Raw genomic sequence first — 17,758 nt, 5'->3', positions numbered from 1 at the left:
TCGGACAGAGGGACCTGCGGCCCGGTCGGACAGAGGGACCTGCGGCCCCGGTCGGACAGCTCCTGGCAGGGCCAGGTCAGATCGGCAGCAGCCGGGAGATGATCGCGCTGAGCTGCCGCGCGTTGCGGCACTCGTACATCTCGACGACACCGGCGTACTCCGGTGCGGCCGAGTCGCCCGTGCCCCACAGCGAGCGCGGCTCGGGGTTCAGCCAGTAGACACGGCGGGCTCGTCCGCCGATGTTCCGTACGGCCGGCAGATTGGGGTCACCCATGTTGGTGCGGGCGTCGCCGAGGACGAGAACGGTGGTGCGCGAGCCCACGGCGTCGGGGTAGCGCTCGGTGAACTCGCCGAACGTGGTTCCGTAGTCGCTGCTGTCGTGCCAGCCCGTCAGCGTCGCCTCCGAGCGGATCCGGGCGCTCAGGGCGCCGGGATCGGCGGCGCCGTGCGCCAGGATCCGGGTCACCTCGTCGACCTGGTTGACGAAGGCGAACACCCGCACCTTGCTGAACTGGTCGTGCAGTGCCTGCACCAGCAGCATCGTGAAGTCGGAGAAGCCCGACACCGAGCCCGAGACATCGCACAGCAGCACCAACTCGGGCCGGGCCGGGCGGCGCCGGCGCAGCACGGGCCGTATCGGCACGCCACCGGTCGACAGCGACCCGCGCAGTGTGCGCCGCAGGTCGATGGTGCCGCGGGCGGCACGTCGGCGGCGGGCGGCCAGCCGGGTGGCCAGCTTGCGCGCGAGCGGCTGAACCACCCTGCGCAGCTCGGCGAGTTGATCCCGGCCGGCGAAGAGGAAATCGACCCGGTCGGCCGTCGTGGCCACCGCTCGTCGTGCGATCTCGTCCGGGCCGCGCCGCTCGGCGACACGGCGCCGCGCCTCCACGGCGACCTGCTGACGGAACGCCTCGATACGCCGGCGGACCTCGTCCTCCAGCAGCCGGTCGGTGAAGCCCGCCACGTCCTGTTGTGCCCGGATGCTGTCACGGACGCGTGCCATCAGCGTCTGCGGGCGGAGCCGGTCGAGTGTCTGGTACGACGACCAGCCGTCCGATCCCGGCGACGATCCGTACCCGCCGAAGCCGTCCACCGCCTCCACCGCCAACCGGGCCATCGCGGCTCGGTCGTCGGCGGCGAGCGCGTCCGCGAGGCGGCCCCGCAGCTCCTCGCGGTCCGCCGGGGCATCACCGGTCCGGACCCCGACGCGGGCCGGAAAGTACACGTCGAAGACGGCGTCGAACACCCGCCGCTGTCCCTCGCTGTGCAGCAGCGCGGCCGCCAGCCCTTCGCGCAGCAGCTCGCGGTCCGCCAGGCCGAGGAGCTCAGCGGCCTGTGCGGCGTCCACGGTCTCGCCGGTGCCGATCCGCATGCCGTGCGAGCGCAGCGCGCCGACCAGACCCGTCAGCCGCCCGGCGACACCCGTCGACGGGGCGGGGGCGCTCACACGGCGTCCAGGTCGAGCTTCGCCGCAGCCTTGAGGATGTCCTCCTGATGCTTGAGGACCACACCGAGGGTCTCGCGCACGAGGCTCTCGTCAAGGGCGCCGGCGTCGAGCGCCAGCAGGGTGCGTGCCCAGTCGATGGTCTCGGCGACCGAAGGGACCTTGCGCAGATCCATCTCGCGCAGCGCCCTGACCACCCGCACCAGGGACTCGGCCAGGAGTCCGTCGATGCCCGGAACCTTGAGCCGGACGATGCGACGCTCCAGCTCCTCCTCGGGAAAGCCGATGTGCAGGAAGAGGCAGCGGCGGCGCAGCGCCTCCGACAGCTCGCGGCTCGCGTTCGAGGTGAGGACCACGAACGGGCGCCGGGTCGCCGTCACGGTCCCCAGCTCGGGGACCGTGACCTGGAAGTCGCTGAGCACCTCCAGGAGCAGCCCCTCCACCTCGACGTCCGCCTTGTCGGTCTCGTCGATCAGCAGCACCTTGGGGTCGTCCCCACGGATCGCGCTCAGCAGCGGACGCGGCAGCAGGAACTCCTCGCTGAAGATGTCCGTGCGTGTCTCGTCCCATGTCTCGTCACGGCTCGCGCTGATGCGCAGCAGTTGCTTGGCGTGGTTCCACTCGTACAACGCCCTGGACTCGTCGATGCCCTCGTAGCACTGCAGCCGGACCAGCTGTGCCTCGGCGACGTGGGCGACGGCCTTGGCGAGTTCGGTCTTGCCGACCCCGGCGGGGCCCTCCACCAGGAGCGGCTTGCCGAGCCGGTCGGCCAGGAACACCGTCGTCGCGACCGCGGGGGACGCCAGATAGCCGGTTTCTGCGAGGCGCGCGGAAACATCGTCGACGGATGCGAAGAGCAACGGGGCCTCCAGCTGGGCACGAAACAGGTCCAGTACTATCTAAGCGCTTGCTCACCGGTTCTGTCACGTGTGAGGAGGGCCATGCGCACCCGGCGGCGGATTCCCGCAGCCCCGAAGGCGACGGGAATCCGCGCGGATCCGTGTCAGTGCAGCGCCGGCGGCCCTGCCTGGGCGGCCGTGCCCCAGTCCGACGGCTCGGTGCCGACCGTGAGGGCGAGCGACCGCATCCCTCGCACCATCCCGAAGGGCACGGCGGCGCCGGGGTAGGTGTTCACGGTGGTTGGGTGCGGCTGGTGGGCGCCATGGTCGCGCCCGGACATGCGAGGGCCCGGCCCGGATCGAACGATCCCGGGCCGGGCCGGACTCGTCCGCCGGTCAGTCGGCCATGGCGGCGAACATGCCGGGTTCGTAGGAACCGCCCCGCTGGTGCACGATCACGGCAAGCCGGTTGGCGGCGTTGATCATGGCGACCAGGGAGACCAGCGCGGCAGTCTGGTCGTCGTCGTAGTGCTTGCGGACCTGGGCCCAGGTCTCGTCGGACACGCCGTCGTGGGCGTCGGCGAGCCGGGTGCCCTGCTCGGCGAACGCCAGCGCGGCCCGCTCGGCCTCGCTGAACACGGTGGACTCGCGCCAGGCGGCGACCTGGTGGAGCCGGACCGCGGTCTCACCGGCGGCTGCGGCCTCCTTGGTGTGCACGTCGACGCACCAGCCGCAGCCGTTGATCTGGCTGGCGCGCAGCGACACCAACTCCTGCGTGGACTTGGGCAGCAGCGACTGGGCGATCACCAGGCTGGCGTTCCCGAGCCGCTTGGCGAACTTGGCGGCGATCTCGTTCTCGGACAGGTTGAATCGAGCGTCCATGACGTCGTCCCTACTTGTGGCGTGGCACTGAACGAACACGAGATGCTGGCGACCCGCCCCCTGTGACGGGACGGTGGTGTGACGTGCGCCACCCTGCCGGGGTGTCACAAAGCTGTGGGGCGCGGCGTCTTGTGCGCGTGGCACCGTCGGGAGCGAACAGGCAGGAGCAGCCGGTGGAGAACGAGCGCGCACAGGACACGGCGGGTCAGCCGGTGGGCGGTGGACGCACGGACCCCGCCACCGAGGCGTTTGTCGCCCATCGCAACCTGCTGTTCACCGTCGCCTACGAGATGCTCGGCTCGGCCGCCGACGTGGAGGACGTGCTGCAGGAGACCTGGCTGCGCTGGGCGGGTGTCGATCTCGGCACCGTGCGGGATCAGCGGGCGTACCTGGTCCGGATCGCCACGCGCCAGGCACTGAGCCGGCTGCGCACGCTCGGCCGCCGCAAGGAGTCCTACGTCGGTCCCTGGCTGCCGGCACCGCTGCTGACCGCCCCGGACGTGGCCGAGGACGTCGAGCTGGCCGACAGCGTCTCGATGGCGATGCTGCTGGTGCTGGAGACACTCTCGCCCGTCGAACGGGCGGTGTTCGTGCTGCGCGAGGTGTTCGACCTCGGGTACGACGAGATCGCCGAAGCCGTCGACAAGAGCCCGGCCGCCGTCCGCCAGATCGCGCACCGGGCACGGGCCCATGTCGCGGCGCGCCGCCCGCGCGGAGTCGTCTCCCCGGCTGAGACCCGGCACGCGCTCGATGCGTTCCAACGGGCCGCCACGACGGGCGACTTGCAGGGCCTGCTCGACATCCTCGCGCCGGATGTCGTCTTCCTCGGCGACGGCGGCGGGATCAAGCAGGCCTTCCCGCAGCCCGTCGTCGGGGCCGACAAGGTGGCCCGACTGCTGGCCGCCGGGCTGAACAGGGCCACCACGGCGGCGCTGCGCCCGGCCCAGGTCAATGGCTACCCGGCGCTCGTTCTCCGGCTCGACGGAGAGATCGACACCGTCGTGGCGGTGCGCATCGACGACGGACTCATCACCGGGCTCTACGCCGTGCGCAATCCCGAGAAGTTGTCGCACATGCACCAGGAGACCACCCTGCGCCGCTGAGCGCGGGGTGCTCGGAGCCGCGCGAACCCCGCGCCTCCATGGCGCGGGACGGGGTCACGCGGTGGCCTCGTCGAGGAGTTCGAGCACATGCCGGTAGGGCCGGCCGGTGGCTCGGGTCATGCCCATCTCGCAGGTGCGGTTGCACGAGGCGTACGCGTCGAAGTCGCCCGCGGTGATCTCGGCGGCCTGGGCGGCCGTGGCCGCGGCGGTGACCTCCGGGTGCAGCAGACCGCGGTCCCCGGCGAAGGCACAGCAGCCCCAGCTGTCGGGCACGGTCACCTCGGCGCTGACGGCGGCGGCAACGGCGCGCAACGAGGCGTCGATTCCGAGGTGGACCGTGGAGCAGGTGGGATGGAGGGCGAGACTGCCCAGACGGCGGGGCGCGGGCAGGGCGGGCAGGATGTGTTCCGCCGTGAAGACGACGCTGTCGACGAAGCGCAGCGCGGTGAAGCGGGCGCGGTCGGACTCCGGGAGCGCGTCGGCCAGTTGCTCCAGACCGTGGGTGCAGGAGGACGCGTCACAGACCACCGGCAGCCGTCCGCCGTCACTGGCGTCCCACAGCGTCTGCAGCGTGCGGGCGGCCATGGTGCGGTGTCCGGCGGTGTAGCCCTTGGACTGCCAGGGTGTGCCGCAGCACAGGCTCGACAGCTCGTCGGGCACGCTCACGGGGACACCCGCGCGTTCGCAGAGCCGCAGGAACGCGGCAGCCGCACCGCCGGAGGTGCCCTCGGGGGCGAAGACGCTGCCGATGCACGCGGCGAAGAACACCGCCTGCGCCTCGGCGGGCCGCCGAGGCGCAGGGCGGGCGGGGCCGCCGCGGGGGATGTCGCCGGCCCAGGCCGGAACGAGCTCCGCCGCTCCCGCCTTGCGGATCGCACCCGTCGCGGCACGCAGGACGGGCGCGGGCACGACGTGCGCGGTGTTCAGCGCGGCGCGCACTCCGGTGACCGCCCTGCTCCAGTGCCGGGCGGCCGCGGCGCCGGCCCGCTGGGCCGTGGGGCTGTGACGCTCGGCGCGCAGACGTTTCATGACCGCGCCGGTGTCGATGGTGACCGGGCAGGCGGTCACACAGAGGCTGTCGGCCGCACAGGTGTCGACCGCCGCGTAGGCGTAGTCGGCTTCCAGGGCGGTGCGGCGTTCCTCGTCGCCGGCGGCGGTGGCCAGCGCGATCTCCCGTTGCAGGGCGATGCGTTGACGGGGCGTCGTCGTGACGTCCGCGGTCGGGCAGACCGGTTCGCAGTAGCCGCACTCCACGCACGCGTCGAGCGCCGGATCGACCTCGGGGACACTCTTGAGGCTGTGCAGGTGGGTGGCCGGGTCGTCGGTGAGCAGCACCCCGGGGTTGAGGACGCCGTGCGGGTCGCACAGCCGCTTCAGCTCGACCATGACCTCGTACAGCTCGTCGCCGTACTGGCGCCGCACGAACGGGGCCATGGCGCGGCCGGTGCCGTGCTCGGCCTTCAGAGTGCCGCCGGCGTCCAGGACGAGGTCCACCATGGCATCGGTGAAGCGGGCGTAGCGCTCGGTCTCGGCTCGGGTGTCGAAGTCCTGGGTGAGCATGAAGTGCAGGTTGCCGTCCCGGGCATGGCCGAAGATCACCGCGTCCTGGTAGCCGTACCGGCCGAACAGACCGATCAGGCCCTCGCAGGTGCCGGTCAGCCGCTCCATGGGGACCGCGATGTCCTCCAGCAGCGCGGTGGTACCCGGGCGGCGCGCCCCCGCCACCGCGGTGTACAGGCCCTTGCGCAGATGCCACAGCCGCGCGCGCACCCGTGCGTCGCGGGTCAGTGCGGTGCCGGCGACGGCGGGCAGACCGTCCAGGACCGGCTGGGCGGCGGCCACGGTCGCGTCCAGCGCCTCGGCGCTGTCCTCGGCGAACTCCACCAGCAGCGCGGCATGTCGCTCCACACGCAGACCGTGCAGTTCGTCCACGGGGTCGGGGGAACGCTGCGCCACCCGTAGCGACGCGGCGTCCAGCAACTCGGCGGTGCGGGCCCCGGCGGCCAGCAGCCCCGGCAGCGCGTCGGTCGCCTCGGCCAGGCCGGGCAGGACGAGCAGTCCCGTGGCGGTGTGGGGGAGCAGCGGCACGGTACGGAAGACGGCCTCGCCGACGAAGCCGAGGGTTCCCTCGCTGCCGATCATCAGATGGGCGAGCATGTCTACCGGGTCGGTGTGGTCCAGGAACGAGTTGAGGCCGTAGCCCATGGTGTTCTTCATCGCGAAAAGCCGCTCCACGGCGGCCCGGGAGGCCGCCGAGTCGCGGACCCGGTCCCGCAACCGCAGCAGTCCGGCGTGGAGTTCGGGCTCCCGTGCCCGCAACGCCTGGTCCGCGTCCCGGTCCGCGGTGTCCACCACGGTGCCCGACGGCAGCACCAACTGCAGCGACTCCATGGTGCGGTAGGCGTTGTCGCTGGTGCCGCAGTTCATGCCGCTGGAGTTGTTGGCGACCAGTCCGCCGATGGTGCACGCGGACTCGCTGGCCGGGTCGGGGCCCAGCCGGCGCCCGTACCGCGCGAGCCGCGCATTGGCTTGACGTACCGTCAGTCCCGGCTGAAGCCTGATCCGCAGGCCCTCGTCCAGGACCTGTGCGGCGCGCCAGTGGCTGCGGACGTCGACGAGGATGCCGTCGCCGCCCGCCTGCCCCGCCAGGCTGGTGCCGCCCGAACGCAACGTCAGCGGTACCCCCGCCCGGCGCGCCCCCGCCATCAGCGCACCCACTTCGGCCGCCGACGCCGCACGTACCACCGCCTGCGGAGTGAACAGATACGGGGAGGCGTCGTGGGCCACCGCGATGCGGCGGGGCAACTCGGTGGACACCCGCGCCGGGTCGTTTACGCACCCGGCCAGGATCCCGGCCAGGCCGGCAGAGGCCGGATCGTGGGCGGTCGGCGCGGCGGAGGGGGTGACAGCGGGGCTGGTCATGGTTCCTCGGTACGGGGGAGGGCGGTCAGTGGGCGGCGGTGATCCGCAGCAGGCGCGGCGGGCGCGCGGCGGGCTCGGGCAGACGCAGCGGTGACAGACCGGGGGTGATGTTGCCCAGGAGCGCGGCGCGGCGGGCACCCGTACCCGAGGGAAGCGCGCCGGGCAGACCGTTCACGGTGAGGAAGCCCAGCACGGCGAACGCCAGCGCCTCCTTCGCGTCCGACGGCAGCCCCAGTTCGTCGCTGGGGTGCAGCGTCACCTCGGGCAGCTCGTCGGCGATCATGCGCATCAGCACCGGATTGCGCAGGCCGCCACCGGACACCACCAGGCTCGTGACCCAGTGGGCGCGGCAGGCGTCCGCCACCGTGACGGCGGTCAGCCTGGTCAGGGTGGCCAGGACGTCGTCCGCGGCGGGCGTGGGCACCGCCGCCAGCGCCCGGAGCAGATACGGCAGATGGAAGTGCTCCTTCCCGGTGCTCTTCGGCGCGGGTCTGCGGTAGTACGGGTCGTCGAGGAGCGCGGTGAGTAGATCGGTGCTGACCCGGCCGGCTCCCGCCCGGCGGCCGTGCTCGTCGTAGGCGGCGGCGCCATCGGTGAAATGGCGTACCGCGGCGTCCAGCAGCGCGTTGGCGGGACCGGTGTCGAAGGCCAGGGGCTCCGCGCCGGGCGCGACGACCGTGACGTTCGCGATGCCGCCCAGGTTCAGCGCCGCCGGGATGCCCGGCAGCCCCCGCAGAAGCAGGGAGTCGGTCATCGCGACCAGGGGTGCTCCCTGCCCGCCCGCGGCCACGTCCCGGCTGCGCAGATCGGAGACGACCGGAAGCCCGGTGGTTTCGGCGATCCAGGCGGGCTGGCCCAGTTGCAGGGTGCCGCGGACGGTGACGTCCTCCACCCAGTGGTGCAGGGTCTGGCCGTGGGAGACCACCAGGTCCGCTGTGCCGTCGCACAGTTCGCTCAGGGCGCGCCCGGCGGCGTCGGCGAAGGCCTGCCCGATACCGGTGTCCAGCGCGCACACGGCCTGGGTGTTCGTCGTGGCGGGTGGCAGCGTGGCGGCGATCAGGTCGCGCAGTTCGTCCGGGTAGGGGACGGAGAGGTGGCCGAGCGGCCGCATGTGCAGGGCGTCGCCATCCAGCGTGAGGTCGGTGGCGGCCGCCTCGATGGCGTCGTACGAGGTGCCGGACATCAGGCCGATCACACGCATGGCTTCTCCCAGTGAGGATCGCGGGACGGACGGGGTGGGCCCGGGTGCGGGGCCGCCGCCGGTGGACGGCCCCGCACCCGGCGTGTCGTCACTCCAGGCCGGCGCTCGCCGTCAAGCGGTCCGAGCCGGAACCGGACTCCGGCTCACCGCCGGGCAGCGTGACCTCGTTCACCGTCCGCACCTGCGGCGCGCGGTGGAACAGGCTCATCACACCACCCACCACCAGCGTGATCACCACGCCGATCGGCACGAGCCACTGGGCCGCGATCGCGGTGGGCACCGTGGCCCCGGCCACCGTGACGTCGATCTTGACGTCGCGCACGATGTAGGTCATCACCCCGATCGTCACCAGGAAGGCCACGACGGAGTCGACCTGGTTGGCCCGCTTGACCAGCCGTCCCAGCAGGAACGCGCCGAGCAGCGCGCCGTAGGTGTAGCCCGCGATCGTCAGACCGGTCAGATAGACATTGCCGGTGCTGGCGCTGAACGCACACGCGAAGACGGCCATGAGCACCGCCCACACCAGCGTCATCACCCGGGCCAGCTTGAGCAGGGACTCCTCGGAGGGCGTGCTGCGGAAGAAGCTGTGGATGATGTCGGCGACCGTCGAGTTCGACATGGAGTTCAGCGCCGAGGACAGCGAGCCCATCGCGGCGCCGAGGATGCCGGCCACCAGCAGACCGGAGATCACCACGGGCAGGCCGTGCAGGATGAAGTTCGGGTAGAGGTTGTCGGCGCTGGCCAGGCCCAGCTGCTTGAAGTCCTTGCCCTGGTTGTAGGACCACAGCAGGGCGCCGACGAGGGAGAAGGCGGCGAACTGCAGGGTGACGAAGACACCGGAGGCGATCATGGCCTTCTGACCGTCGCGCAGCGAGCGGGTGGCCAGGATCCGCTGGACGATCAGCTGGTCGGAGCCGTGGCTGGCCATCGCGAAGATGGCGCCGCCGATGATCGCGGTGGGCAGGGCGAACGGGCTGGTGAGGATGTGCGCCAGGTCGAAGTTGGTGTCGAACAGCTTGAAGTGGCCCGTGTCCAGGGCGCGCGAGAAGCCGTCGGCGCCGACGTGGCCGGACAGCACGGCGATGGCGAGGATCGCACCGCCCAGGTACAGAGCCATCTGGATGGCGTCCGTCCAGATGACCGCCTTGATGCCACCGAGGTAGGTGTAGACGACCGTGATCACCGTGAGCACGATGATGATGACCCGGTAGCTCGCGTGCACACCGAACTCGTCCAGCAGCAGCTTGATCGGGATCGCGGAGGCGAACAGCCGGACGCCCTCGGCGAGCAGCCGGGTGAAGACGAAGGTCACCGAGGCGAGCCCCTGCAGTTTGAGCCCGAATCTATTTCCCAGGTACTGGTACGCGCTGACGAAGCCGCCGCGCTTGTACAGGGGAATCAGCACGGTGGCCACGACGATGCGGCCGATCACATAGCCGAGGGCCAGTTCGACGTTGCCGAAGCCCTGTCCGCTGTAGGCGCCGCCGGGGACGCTGATGACGGTGAGCACGCTGGTCTCGGTGGCCACCACGGAGAAGGAGACGGTCCACCACGGCATGTGGCTTTCGCCGACGAAGTAGTCCTTCGCCGTTTTCTGCCGTCCGGCCAGGCGCAGTCCGATCATGGCGATGGCGACCAGATAGACGACGATCACCACGAGGTCGAGTTGGCGCACGCTCACTCCTAAGCGACGGCCGGCGGAGTCACCGGCGGGGTAGGGACAGTGGGGTCGGGCGTCGTCCGCCGTACGCGGGCGACGTGGGGTTCGTGCGGTGCCGACGCCTCCAGCGCCAGCAGGCGCGCGCCGTCCAGCGGGTCCCCGAGCGGGGCCCGCAGGTGCAGGGCGTACGGGGAGTCGGTGAGTGCCGCCCGCAGCGGTCCGAGGAGCGGCTCGCCGAGGCCGGTGAGCCCGCCGGTGATGGTGACGGGAAGGGCGTCACCGCCGCCGATCCGGCGGGCGGCGGTGAGCACGGCCTCGCCGAGCGCGTCGGCTGCGGCCCGGACGATCGCGGAGGCGGCGGCGTCACCCGCGGCGGCGGCACGGGCCACGGCCGGGGCGAAGGACGCGGCGGTGCGGGCGGGGTTGCCGTCCCGTCCGAGGGCCGAGGGCAGCCGGTCGGGGTCGCCGAAGCGTGCGACGGCGGCGGCCAGCAGTGCGGTGTCCGGTCCGCGTCCGTCATGGGCGTGCAGCGCGGCCCGCAGGCCCGCCGCGCCGATCCATGCGCCGCTGCCCTCGTCGCCCAGCCAGGGCCCCCAGCCGTCGACGCGGGCGTACGATCCGTCGTCCCCGATACCGATGGCGACGGAGCCCGTGCCGATCGCGAGCACCACGCCTGTGCGGCCTCCGAGGGCTCCCGCGTGGGCGGTGACGGCGTCGCTGGTGACGGCCACCTCGTCCGCGGGCAGGTCGTCGAGGAGCTGGGTGGCCAGTTCGCGGGCCGCCTCCGGGGCGGCGGCCGCCCCCGCCGCGCCGACACAGACAGCCGCCAGCCGGTACGAGGGCTCGCCTTCCAGCAGCGGGAGGACCGCGGCGCGCACCGAGGCACGGGCCGCTGCCACTCCGTTGTCCGCGGCGAGCCCGGGGGCTCCGGGCACCTCGCGGACGCCCTGGGCAGGGCTGTCGCCGGACCACAGCACGGCACGGCAGCCGGTTTTGCCGAGGTCCACCGCCACAGTTGGTGTCATGGGGCACGCCTTCGTGTCTCCAGGGATCCGGCGCGTCGGGCGGTCACGGGGACGGCCGCAGGGCCGGTGACCGGCGCGGATCGCGGTCCAGCGAGTATCCGAAGGCCGACCTCCGAATGTCAATAAGTAACTTTCCGTAGATCTGCACGTAAATTTTTGACGTGCCATCGGGGTGTGATTAATGTGTCGCCCACCCACTCAGGAGGGAACGGCCCATGGCCCGCCAGGAACCACCCCGCACACCGGCCCAGCCGACGGAGGACACCAGCCCCGCCGCGACCCTGGCCCGCATCCGCGCGGCCCTGCCGACCCTGGCCCCCTCGGAACGGCGGGTCGCCGACACCGTCCTCGCCGATCCCGCGCAGGCCTCGGAGCTGTCCATCAGCGCTCTCGGCAAGCGGGCCGACACCTCGGTGGCCACGGTGATGCGCTTCTGCCGTGCCATAGGCATCGCCAACTACCCCCAGCTGCGCCTCGCGCTCGCTGCGGCCGCCGCTCGCGAGCACGCTCTCGGCGGCGAACGCCCGACACCGGGCACCGACATCAGTGCCACCGACACGCTGGACGAGATCGTCAAGAAGATCATCTACAACGAGGTGCGCGCCCTGGAGGACTCCGGGGCCGGACTGGACCTCCAGGCGCTGGGCCGCGCGGTGGACGCGGTGGCGGGAGCCCGGCGGATCGACATCTTCGGCGTCGGCGCCAGCGCGTTCGTCGGCCAGGACCTGCACCAGAAGCTGCACCGGATCGGCCACATGGCCTTCATCTGGACCGACCGGCATGCCGCCCTCACCGCCGCCGCCCTGCTCGGGCCCGGCGACGTCGCCCTGGCCATCTCCCACTCCGGGGAGACAGAGGACACCCTCGAACCCCTCCAGGCCGCCGCCGAACGCGGTGCCACCACCATCGCCCTCACCAACGTCCCGCGCTCCGCACTCGCGCAGAGCGCGGACCTCGTGCTGACGACATGTGCCCGGGAGACTCCCTTCCGCTCGGGCGCGACCGTCAGCCGCATCGCGCAACTCGCGATCATCGACTGCTTGTTCGTGGGCGTGGCACAGCGTTCCTACGACGCCACGACCGCGGCGCTCGAGAAGACCTACGGGGCCATCCAGCGCCGCAGGCGCCCGCAGTCGCAGCGCCGCTCACCGGCCGGCGACTGACCGCCTCCTCTGCCTCTCCCTCAGCACCCTCAGCACCACCCTTGAAAGGACGACCGCGCCGTGGACCTCAGCACCCTGGGCACCGAGACCCGCAACGAGCGGACCGCCGAGCTGGACCGCATGCCGGTCTCGGAACTGCTCTCCGTCATGAACGCCGAGGACCAGACCGTCGCCCTCGCGGTACGCGACGCCCTCCCGGAGATCGGCGTCGCCGTCGAGGCGATCACCGAGTCGCTGCGGCGGGGCGGACGGCTGATCTACATGGGCGCCGGCACCAGCGGCCGCATCGGCCTGCTCGACGCCGTCGAGTGCCCGCCCACCTTCGGCACCTCGCCCGACCAGGTGGTGGGCCTGCTCTCCGGCGGCCCCGGCGCCTTCGTCGTCGCGGTCGAGGGGGCCGAGGACGAACCCGCGAGGGCGGTCGCCGACCTCGACGAGATCGGCGTGGACGACAAGGACACGGTCGTCGGCCTCGCCGCCAGCGGCCGTACCCCCTACGTCGTCGGCGGCCTGAAGCACGCCGCCGCCAAGGGGGCCGTCACGGTGTCGGTCGCCTGCAACCGTGACGCGGTCATCAGCCGCTACGCCGACATCCCGATCGAGGTCCCCACCGGCCCCGAGATCCTCACCGGGTCCACCCGGCTCAAGGGCGGCACCGCCGAGAAGATGGTCTGCAACATGCTCTCGACCGCGTCCATGGTGCGCCTGGGCAAGGTCTACGGGAACCTCATGGTCGACGTCCGCGCCAGCAACGACAAGCTCGTCGACCGCGCTCGCCGGATGGTCGTCCAGGCCACCGGCACCGACCCCGACTCGGCCGCCGAGGCGCTGCGGGCGGCCGGCGGCCACGCCAAGACCGCCATCGTCATGCTCCTCACCCACTCCACCGCCGAGGAGGCCGCCCGTGCTCTGGAAGGGGCCGCCGGCAACACCCGCGCCGCCATCACGGACATCTGACCGGTCGCCTGCTGCTGACGGGGCGTGACCACTCTCTTGGGGGAGTGGGACGACGTCCCGTCGCCGGCCCCCGCACGCTGGGCGTTCCCTGCGGCGCTGCGGTCCGCCGGCCCGCCGACGTCCGCGTTTCTCCCTCCCGTGAAGTCCTCCTCCCGCCCCGCCTCCGACGTGGTGGCCAGGCGAGTGTCCGATTTCTCCCTCACCCTGTAGACGCAGGAGGGGCGAGACGACGGAGGGAGTGGCGGGATGCAGATCGTTGTGGACCTCGCGGTCTGCCAGGGCTATGCCCAGTGCGTGTTCCTGGCACCGGAGGTGTTCCGGCTCCACGGGGACGAGGCGTTGCTGTACTCGCCGACGGTTCCCGACGACCAGCTGGAGCGCGTCCGCCAGGCCGCGGCGGCGTGCCCCGTGCAGGCCATCCTCGTCGGCGAGGAGGTGAGCGCGGGTGACCGATGACCTGCGCAAGGGCCGGATCGTGATCGTCGGCGCGTCGCTGGCCGGGTTGAGGGCCGCTGAGACACTGCGCGAGGAGGGCTTCACCGGTTCACTGACCGTGGTGGGCGACGAGGCCTACCCGCCCTACGACCGGCCGCCGCTCTCCAAGCAGGTGTTGCTCGGCCAGGTCGCGGCGGACACCACCGCGCTGCCGATGCGCCGGGATCCGGACGCCGAGTGGCGACTGGGGGTACCGGCCACCGGCCTGGACCCCCTGGGCCGGCGGGTGCTGCTGGCCGATGGAGACGAACTGCCCTACGACCGGCTGCTCATCGCCACCGGAACCCGGGCACGGCCCTGGCCCAACGCGGAGGAGGGCGCCCTGGACGGGGTGTTCACCCTGCGCACCCGTGACGACAGCGCGGGACTGGCCGAGCGACTGGCCGCCGGGCCGCGTCGGGTGCTGGTCATCGGCGGCGGCTTCACCGGTTCGGAGATCGCCTCGGCCTGCCGGGAACGGGGCCTGGAGGTGACCGTCGCCGAACGGGGCCCCGGCCCGCTGGTGGGGGCGCTCGGCGGAACGCTGTCGAAGCTTGCCGCCGCGATGCACCGGGGCCACGGGGTGGATCTACGGTGCGGGGTCACGGTCACCGCCCTGCACGGCGACGGCAGCGGCCGGTTCGTCGGCGCGGACCTGTCCGACGGCAGCAGCGTCGAGGCGGACGTGTGCGTCGTCGCGCTGGGAGCGGTGCGCAATATCGAGTGGCTGGCGGAGTCCGGCCTTGCGGCGGGCCCGCGCGGGCTCGCCTGCGACGCGGGGTGCCGGGCCTTCAACATGTACGGGATCGTCACCGACGACGTCTTCGCGGCCGGTGACGTCTCCCGCTTCCCGCACCCCTTGTTCGAATACCAGATGCTCTCCTTGGAGCACTGGGGCAACGCCGTCGCCCAGGCCGAGGTCGCGGCCCACAACATGGTGAATCCGGGACCGTTGAGGCGCCCCCACCTCACGGTGCCCGTCTTCTGGTCGAGCCAGTTCGGACTCAACATCAAGTCCGTGGGCGTCCCCTCCTTCTCCGACCACGTGGTCATCGCGCAGGGCTCGCTGGAGGCGCGCCGACTAGCCATGGTCTACGGCTACCGGGGACGGATCACCGCCGCGGTCACCGTCAACATGGCGAAGTCGCTCGACTATTACCAGCACCTCATCGAGACCGCTGCCCCGTTCCCGCCCGGACCCGGCGCGGCGGACCGTCCGATGGCGGCCGAAATCCCGATTCCCTCCGACGTGCCGGATCCGAAGGGGCTCTCCCACGGCCCCACCGTCGCGCTCACCGGCTATCTGCCGGACCGCCGGCTGACCGTGGTGCAGCCGCGAGGCTGACCCCCGCCACCCGCCCCGAGGAGCCACACCATGACCGCGGACACCCTGCTGGAACGGATCACCGACTACGCCAACCGCCACAACCCCTACCCGTTGTACGCGGAACTCCGCGAAGCCGGGCCCGTGGTGCGGCAGGCGGACGGCAGCTATCTGATCGGCGGATACCACCACGTCGCCGCTCTGCTTCACGATCCGCGGCTGAGCGCCGATCCCCGAAGCCGTCCGGCCACAGCAGGGGGTCCGTACACGGAAGGGGGGAAGCCGCCCTTCCTGCGGCTCGACGACCCCGAGCACCACAGACTGCGCACCCTGGCCATGCGCCCGTTCGGCCCGCCGCACAGCCCCGGTCGGGTCGACGCCCTGCGCGGCCAGATCGCCGACATCACCAGGGAACTGTTCGAGTCGCTCCAGGACCGCGAGCAGATCGACCTCGTCGACGACTTCGCCTATCCGCTGCCCGTCACGGTCATCTGCCGACTGCTCGGTGTGCCACGCGAGGACGAAGCGCAGTTCCAGACATGGTCCGACGCGCTCGTCGCGGCTGCCGACGTCAGGGCCGGAGCGGACACCACCGAGCAGGACCGGGCGGGCCAGGAAGCGCGGCTCGAGATGGGCCGGTACCTGGTGGACCTCGCCGAACAGCGTCGGGCCCAGCCGCGCGACGACCTGCTGTCCGCCTTCATCAACGAACCCGACCCGGACGCGCGGCTCACCCACGAGGAACTCGCGGAGACCGCCATCCTGTTGTTCATCGCCGGACACGAGACCACGGTCAACCTGATCACCAACGGGGTCCTGACCCTGCTGCGCCTCCCCGACCAACTGGACCGGCTGCGCCGCGATCCCGACCTGCTGCCCAGCGCGGTGGAGGAACTGCTGCGCTACGAGCCCCCGGTCCATATGCGCGAGCGCTACCCCCTCGCCGACATCGAGGTCGCGGGCACCACCCTGCCCGCAGGCAGCACCGTCGTGCTGGGGCTGGCCTCGGGCAACCGGGACCCCAGGCGGTTTCACGAACCCGATCGGTTCCACCCCGACCGTCCGGACAACCAGCATCTGGGCTTCGGCAGTGGTGTCCACCTCTGCTACGGCGCACCGCTCGCCCGCATCGAAGCCCAGACCGCACTTCGCGTCCTGATCCCCCAGCTCGGCACAGCGGCCCTGGCCCAGGACCCGCCCCCGTACCGGGAGAACGCCATGCTCCGCGGCCCCCGTCACCTCCTCCTCCAGCTCCGATGACCACAGGAACCTGATGCCTCGTCAGGGCCGGTGAAGGCCGATGAGGCAAAGTGGATCAAGCCATGCCCGCGAGGTCGACCAGGTGCCGAGCCGTGCCGGCGGGATCGACGATCTGATGGAGGTGCGCGCCGGGCAGATGCGCCACGCGCCAGCCGCGCCGGTCCGCCTCGGCGGCAAGGTCGTCGTACGGAGGGCCGAACAGCAGGTAGGAGCAGGGATGGTCGTCCCAGCCGTCGGGGACCGGGATGCGCTGCTCGTAGTAGGACAGCGGCAGGGTGGGCTGCTCTTCGACGACCGTCTGCCGCACCGCGGGATCGGTGAACATGGGCGCGACATCTGTGTCGTCCCACCAGTCGGTCCAGCGCGGCAGCCTGCCGTTCACCGCCATCGGGCGGAGGAACTCCAGCAACTCGGGTGAGGCGACAGGGGTCGTTCCGCTCCGGGCCGGCAGCGCGGCATCGACGAAGGCGGAGCTGGCCACCGGATGGTCGAGCCCCGAGCGGATCAAGGGGAGAAACAAGCCCGCGTTGCTGTGCACCACCAACGTGACCGGGCTGCCTGCCGAGACCTGCCGCAGATCGTCGCGGACGGCGTCCACCACATGAGGCCAGAAGGGCGGAGCGCCGAACCCTGCCTGCAGCAGCGACGGCACCCGCACCTGGTACCCCGCCGCTGTCAGGTGTTCAGCCACAGGGTGCCAGGTCGAGGGGCCCACGGACGGACTGTGCACAAGAACGAAGATCGGCTTCACAGGACGATCCTCGCCCGCATGCCACGGGAGCCGCGACACTCTTGGCCGACAGCAGAACGCTTCGCTGCGAAGAAACCCACGCGACGAGATACAGGCCCTGGAACACCGAACGAACCGTCATGAAGGGTTGGGCTTCGTCTCGTGACCCGTCGTGGTGAAGGCATCGGCCGCATCGACCCCGCAGACCCGCAACACGTCGACCACGATGCGATCCAGATCTTCCCCGACTTCGGTGACCTCAGGAATGCCGAGGCTTGCGAGCTCGTCACTCGGCCGGTGCATCGAGAACACTGCATTACCGTCGGCGTCGCTGTGGATCAGCATCCGCAGAGGCGCATACAGCAGGACTCTCGGGTCATGACGAAACATGGTCTCGGCGATGACATGGTTGCCCGTCAGATACTCCATCGACCTCGTGGAATGCCCTGCGACGCTCAAAAGCTGGGTGCCGTTGATCCGGGCGTAGCGCATCAGATCATGGGGTGCGTTCACGGCGGTTGCGGCGCGAACGCTGTCCCAGCTACCCCCGGTCTCCGCGATGCGCTCCATGGGACTCGGATCGAATGCGGGTGCCGCCTTCTCGAATGCGGCCACAAAGTCGTCGTAGGCGATTCCCGTGGGGATTTCGATCCGGGTCACGGTGTGGCTCTGCTGACGTGCCATGCGATTGCTCCCTATTCCTGGCGCCGGGCTCCGTTTCCCTCCCCTTGCCTACGGAGCCGGTCCTCGCTGCGGAAAACGCATTCGGTCGCC

Annotated in this window: 16 protein-coding genes; 6 read left to right on the top strand and 10 right to left on the bottom strand. The window is 71.5% G+C overall.

Annotated elements, in window-relative coordinates:
* Nucleotides 1-76 precede the first annotated feature (76 nt).
* The 4 genes from ACFYX0_RS16680 to ACFYX0_RS16665 form a co-directional block, all read right to left on the bottom strand.
* Nucleotides 77-1,372, bottom strand: coding sequence for a VWA domain-containing protein (locus ACFYX0_RS16680; protein ID WP_388971061.1), 1,296 nt, complete (start codon nucleotides 1,370-1,372; stop codon nucleotides 77-79).
* Between the two features lie 71 nt (nucleotides 1,373-1,443).
* Nucleotides 1,444-2,304: a MoxR family ATPase gene (locus ACFYX0_RS16675; RefSeq protein WP_355916677.1), complete on the bottom strand. Its 861-nt coding sequence runs from the start codon at nucleotides 2,302-2,304 to the stop codon at nucleotides 1,444-1,446.
* Nucleotides 2,305-2,447: 143 nt separating this feature from the next.
* The gene (locus tag ACFYX0_RS16670; protein ID WP_388970887.1) at nucleotides 2,448-2,579 is read right to left on the bottom strand and encodes a hypothetical protein; all 132 of its coding nucleotides are present in this window, start codon (nucleotides 2,577-2,579) and stop codon (nucleotides 2,448-2,450) included.
* Between the two features lie 100 nt (nucleotides 2,580-2,679).
* A complete protein-coding gene (locus tag ACFYX0_RS16665) occupies nucleotides 2,680-3,165 on the bottom strand; it encodes a carboxymuconolactone decarboxylase family protein (RefSeq protein WP_388970885.1) in 486 nt (161 codons plus the stop codon).
* A gap of 173 nt (nucleotides 3,166-3,338) precedes the next feature.
* Between ACFYX0_RS16665 and ACFYX0_RS16660 the strand changes: the two genes are divergently transcribed.
* Entirely contained in the window at nucleotides 3,339-4,268 is a 930-nt protein-coding gene (locus ACFYX0_RS16660) for an RNA polymerase sigma-70 factor (RefSeq protein WP_388970883.1), read from the top strand.
* A gap of 54 nt (nucleotides 4,269-4,322) precedes the next feature.
* Here ACFYX0_RS16660 and ACFYX0_RS16655 read toward each other — a convergent pair whose 3' ends face one another.
* From ACFYX0_RS16655 to ACFYX0_RS16640, 4 genes are all read right to left on the bottom strand, one after another.
* Nucleotides 4,323-7,190: an FAD-binding and (Fe-S)-binding domain-containing protein gene (locus ACFYX0_RS16655; RefSeq protein WP_388970880.1), complete on the bottom strand. Its 2,868-nt coding sequence runs from the start codon at nucleotides 7,188-7,190 to the stop codon at nucleotides 4,323-4,325.
* A gap of 25 nt (nucleotides 7,191-7,215) precedes the next feature.
* Complete coding sequence (locus ACFYX0_RS16650; protein WP_388970878.1) at nucleotides 7,216-8,391, bottom strand: anhydro-N-acetylmuramic acid kinase; 1,176 nt, start codon at nucleotides 8,389-8,391, stop codon at nucleotides 7,216-7,218.
* Between the two features lie 88 nt (nucleotides 8,392-8,479).
* The gene (locus tag ACFYX0_RS16645) at nucleotides 8,480-10,066 is read right to left on the bottom strand and encodes a sodium:solute symporter (RefSeq protein ID WP_355916689.1); all 1,587 of its coding nucleotides are present in this window, start codon (nucleotides 10,064-10,066) and stop codon (nucleotides 8,480-8,482) included.
* Nucleotides 10,067-10,074: 8 nt separating this feature from the next.
* On the bottom strand, nucleotides 10,075-11,076 hold the full coding sequence (locus ACFYX0_RS16640) for an N-acetylglucosamine kinase (RefSeq protein ID WP_388970876.1): 1,002 nt from the start codon (nucleotides 11,074-11,076) through the stop codon (nucleotides 10,075-10,077).
* 215 nt (nucleotides 11,077-11,291) lie between these two features.
* Here ACFYX0_RS16640 and ACFYX0_RS16635 point away from each other — a divergent pair, with 215 nt between their 5' ends.
* From ACFYX0_RS16635 to ACFYX0_RS16615, 5 genes are all read left to right on the top strand, one after another.
* Nucleotides 11,292-12,239, top strand: coding sequence for a MurR/RpiR family transcriptional regulator (locus tag ACFYX0_RS16635; protein ID WP_388970874.1), 948 nt, complete (start codon nucleotides 11,292-11,294; stop codon nucleotides 12,237-12,239).
* A 60-nt stretch (nucleotides 12,240-12,299) separates the two neighbouring features.
* Nucleotides 12,300-13,196: an N-acetylmuramic acid 6-phosphate etherase gene (gene murQ, locus ACFYX0_RS16630; RefSeq protein ID WP_388970872.1), complete on the top strand. Its 897-nt coding sequence runs from the start codon at nucleotides 12,300-12,302 to the stop codon at nucleotides 13,194-13,196.
* A 246-nt stretch (nucleotides 13,197-13,442) separates the two neighbouring features.
* Complete coding sequence (locus ACFYX0_RS16625; protein WP_355916701.1) at nucleotides 13,443-13,652, top strand: ferredoxin; 210 nt, start codon at nucleotides 13,443-13,445, stop codon at nucleotides 13,650-13,652.
* Entirely contained in the window at nucleotides 13,642-15,015 is a 1,374-nt protein-coding gene (locus tag ACFYX0_RS16620; protein WP_388970870.1) for an NAD(P)/FAD-dependent oxidoreductase, read from the top strand. Before ACFYX0_RS16625 ends, ACFYX0_RS16620 begins: the two co-directional genes overlap by 11 nt.
* 30 nt (nucleotides 15,016-15,045) lie before the next feature.
* Nucleotides 15,046-16,254 (top strand): cytochrome P450, encoded by a 1,209-nt coding sequence (locus ACFYX0_RS16615; RefSeq protein WP_388970868.1) that lies wholly within the window; start codon nucleotides 15,046-15,048, stop codon nucleotides 16,252-16,254.
* A gap of 55 nt (nucleotides 16,255-16,309) precedes the next feature.
* Here ACFYX0_RS16615 and ACFYX0_RS16610 read toward each other — a convergent pair whose 3' ends face one another.
* Together ACFYX0_RS16610 and ACFYX0_RS16605 are read right to left on the bottom strand one after the other, a co-directional pair.
* Complete coding sequence (locus ACFYX0_RS16610) at nucleotides 16,310-16,945, bottom strand: alpha/beta hydrolase (RefSeq protein ID WP_355916710.1); 636 nt, start codon at nucleotides 16,943-16,945, stop codon at nucleotides 16,310-16,312.
* A gap of 177 nt (nucleotides 16,946-17,122) precedes the next feature.
* Entirely contained in the window at nucleotides 17,123-17,668 is a 546-nt protein-coding gene (locus ACFYX0_RS16605; protein ID WP_388970866.1) for a DUF302 domain-containing protein, read from the bottom strand.
* Between the last annotated feature and the right edge of the window lie 90 nt (nucleotides 17,669-17,758).

It is taken from the genome of Streptomyces sp. NPDC002573, from assembly GCF_042889625.1.
Lineage (GTDB): Bacteria > Actinomycetota > Actinomycetes > Streptomycetales > Streptomycetaceae > Streptomyces > Streptomyces gibsoniae.
This window is presented reverse-complemented; position numbering and strand designations above follow the sequence as displayed.

Bases quoted from the DNA above. Each gene is read 5' to 3' on its own strand.
- ACFYX0_RS16680 (WP_388971061.1), bottom strand. From the start codon at position 1,372: ATGCGGATCGGCACCGGCGAGACCGTGGACGCCGCACAGGCCGCTGAG.
- ACFYX0_RS16665 (WP_388970885.1), bottom strand. From the start codon at position 3,165: ATGGACGCTCGATTCAACCTGTCCGAGAACGAGATCGCCGCCAAGTTC.
- ACFYX0_RS16655 (WP_388970880.1), bottom strand. From the start codon at position 7,190: ATGACCAGCCCCGCTGTCACCCCCTCCGCCGCGCCGACCGCCCACGAT.
- ACFYX0_RS16650 (WP_388970878.1), bottom strand. From the start codon at position 8,391: ATGCGTGTGATCGGCCTGATGTCCGGCACCTCGTACGACGCCATCGAG.
- ACFYX0_RS16640 (WP_388970876.1), bottom strand. From the start codon at position 11,076: ATGACACCAACTGTGGCGGTGGACCTCGGCAAAACCGGCTGCCGTGCC.
- ACFYX0_RS16635 (WP_388970874.1), top strand. From the start codon at position 11,292: ATGGCCCGCCAGGAACCACCCCGCACACCGGCCCAGCCGACGGAGGAC.
- ACFYX0_RS16625 (WP_355916701.1), top strand. From the start codon at position 13,443: ATGCAGATCGTTGTGGACCTCGCGGTCTGCCAGGGCTATGCCCAGTGC.
- ACFYX0_RS16615 (WP_388970868.1), top strand. From the start codon at position 15,046: ATGACCGCGGACACCCTGCTGGAACGGATCACCGACTACGCCAACCGC.
- ACFYX0_RS16605 (WP_388970866.1), bottom strand. From the start codon at position 17,668: ATGGCACGTCAGCAGAGCCACACCGTGACCCGGATCGAAATCCCCACG.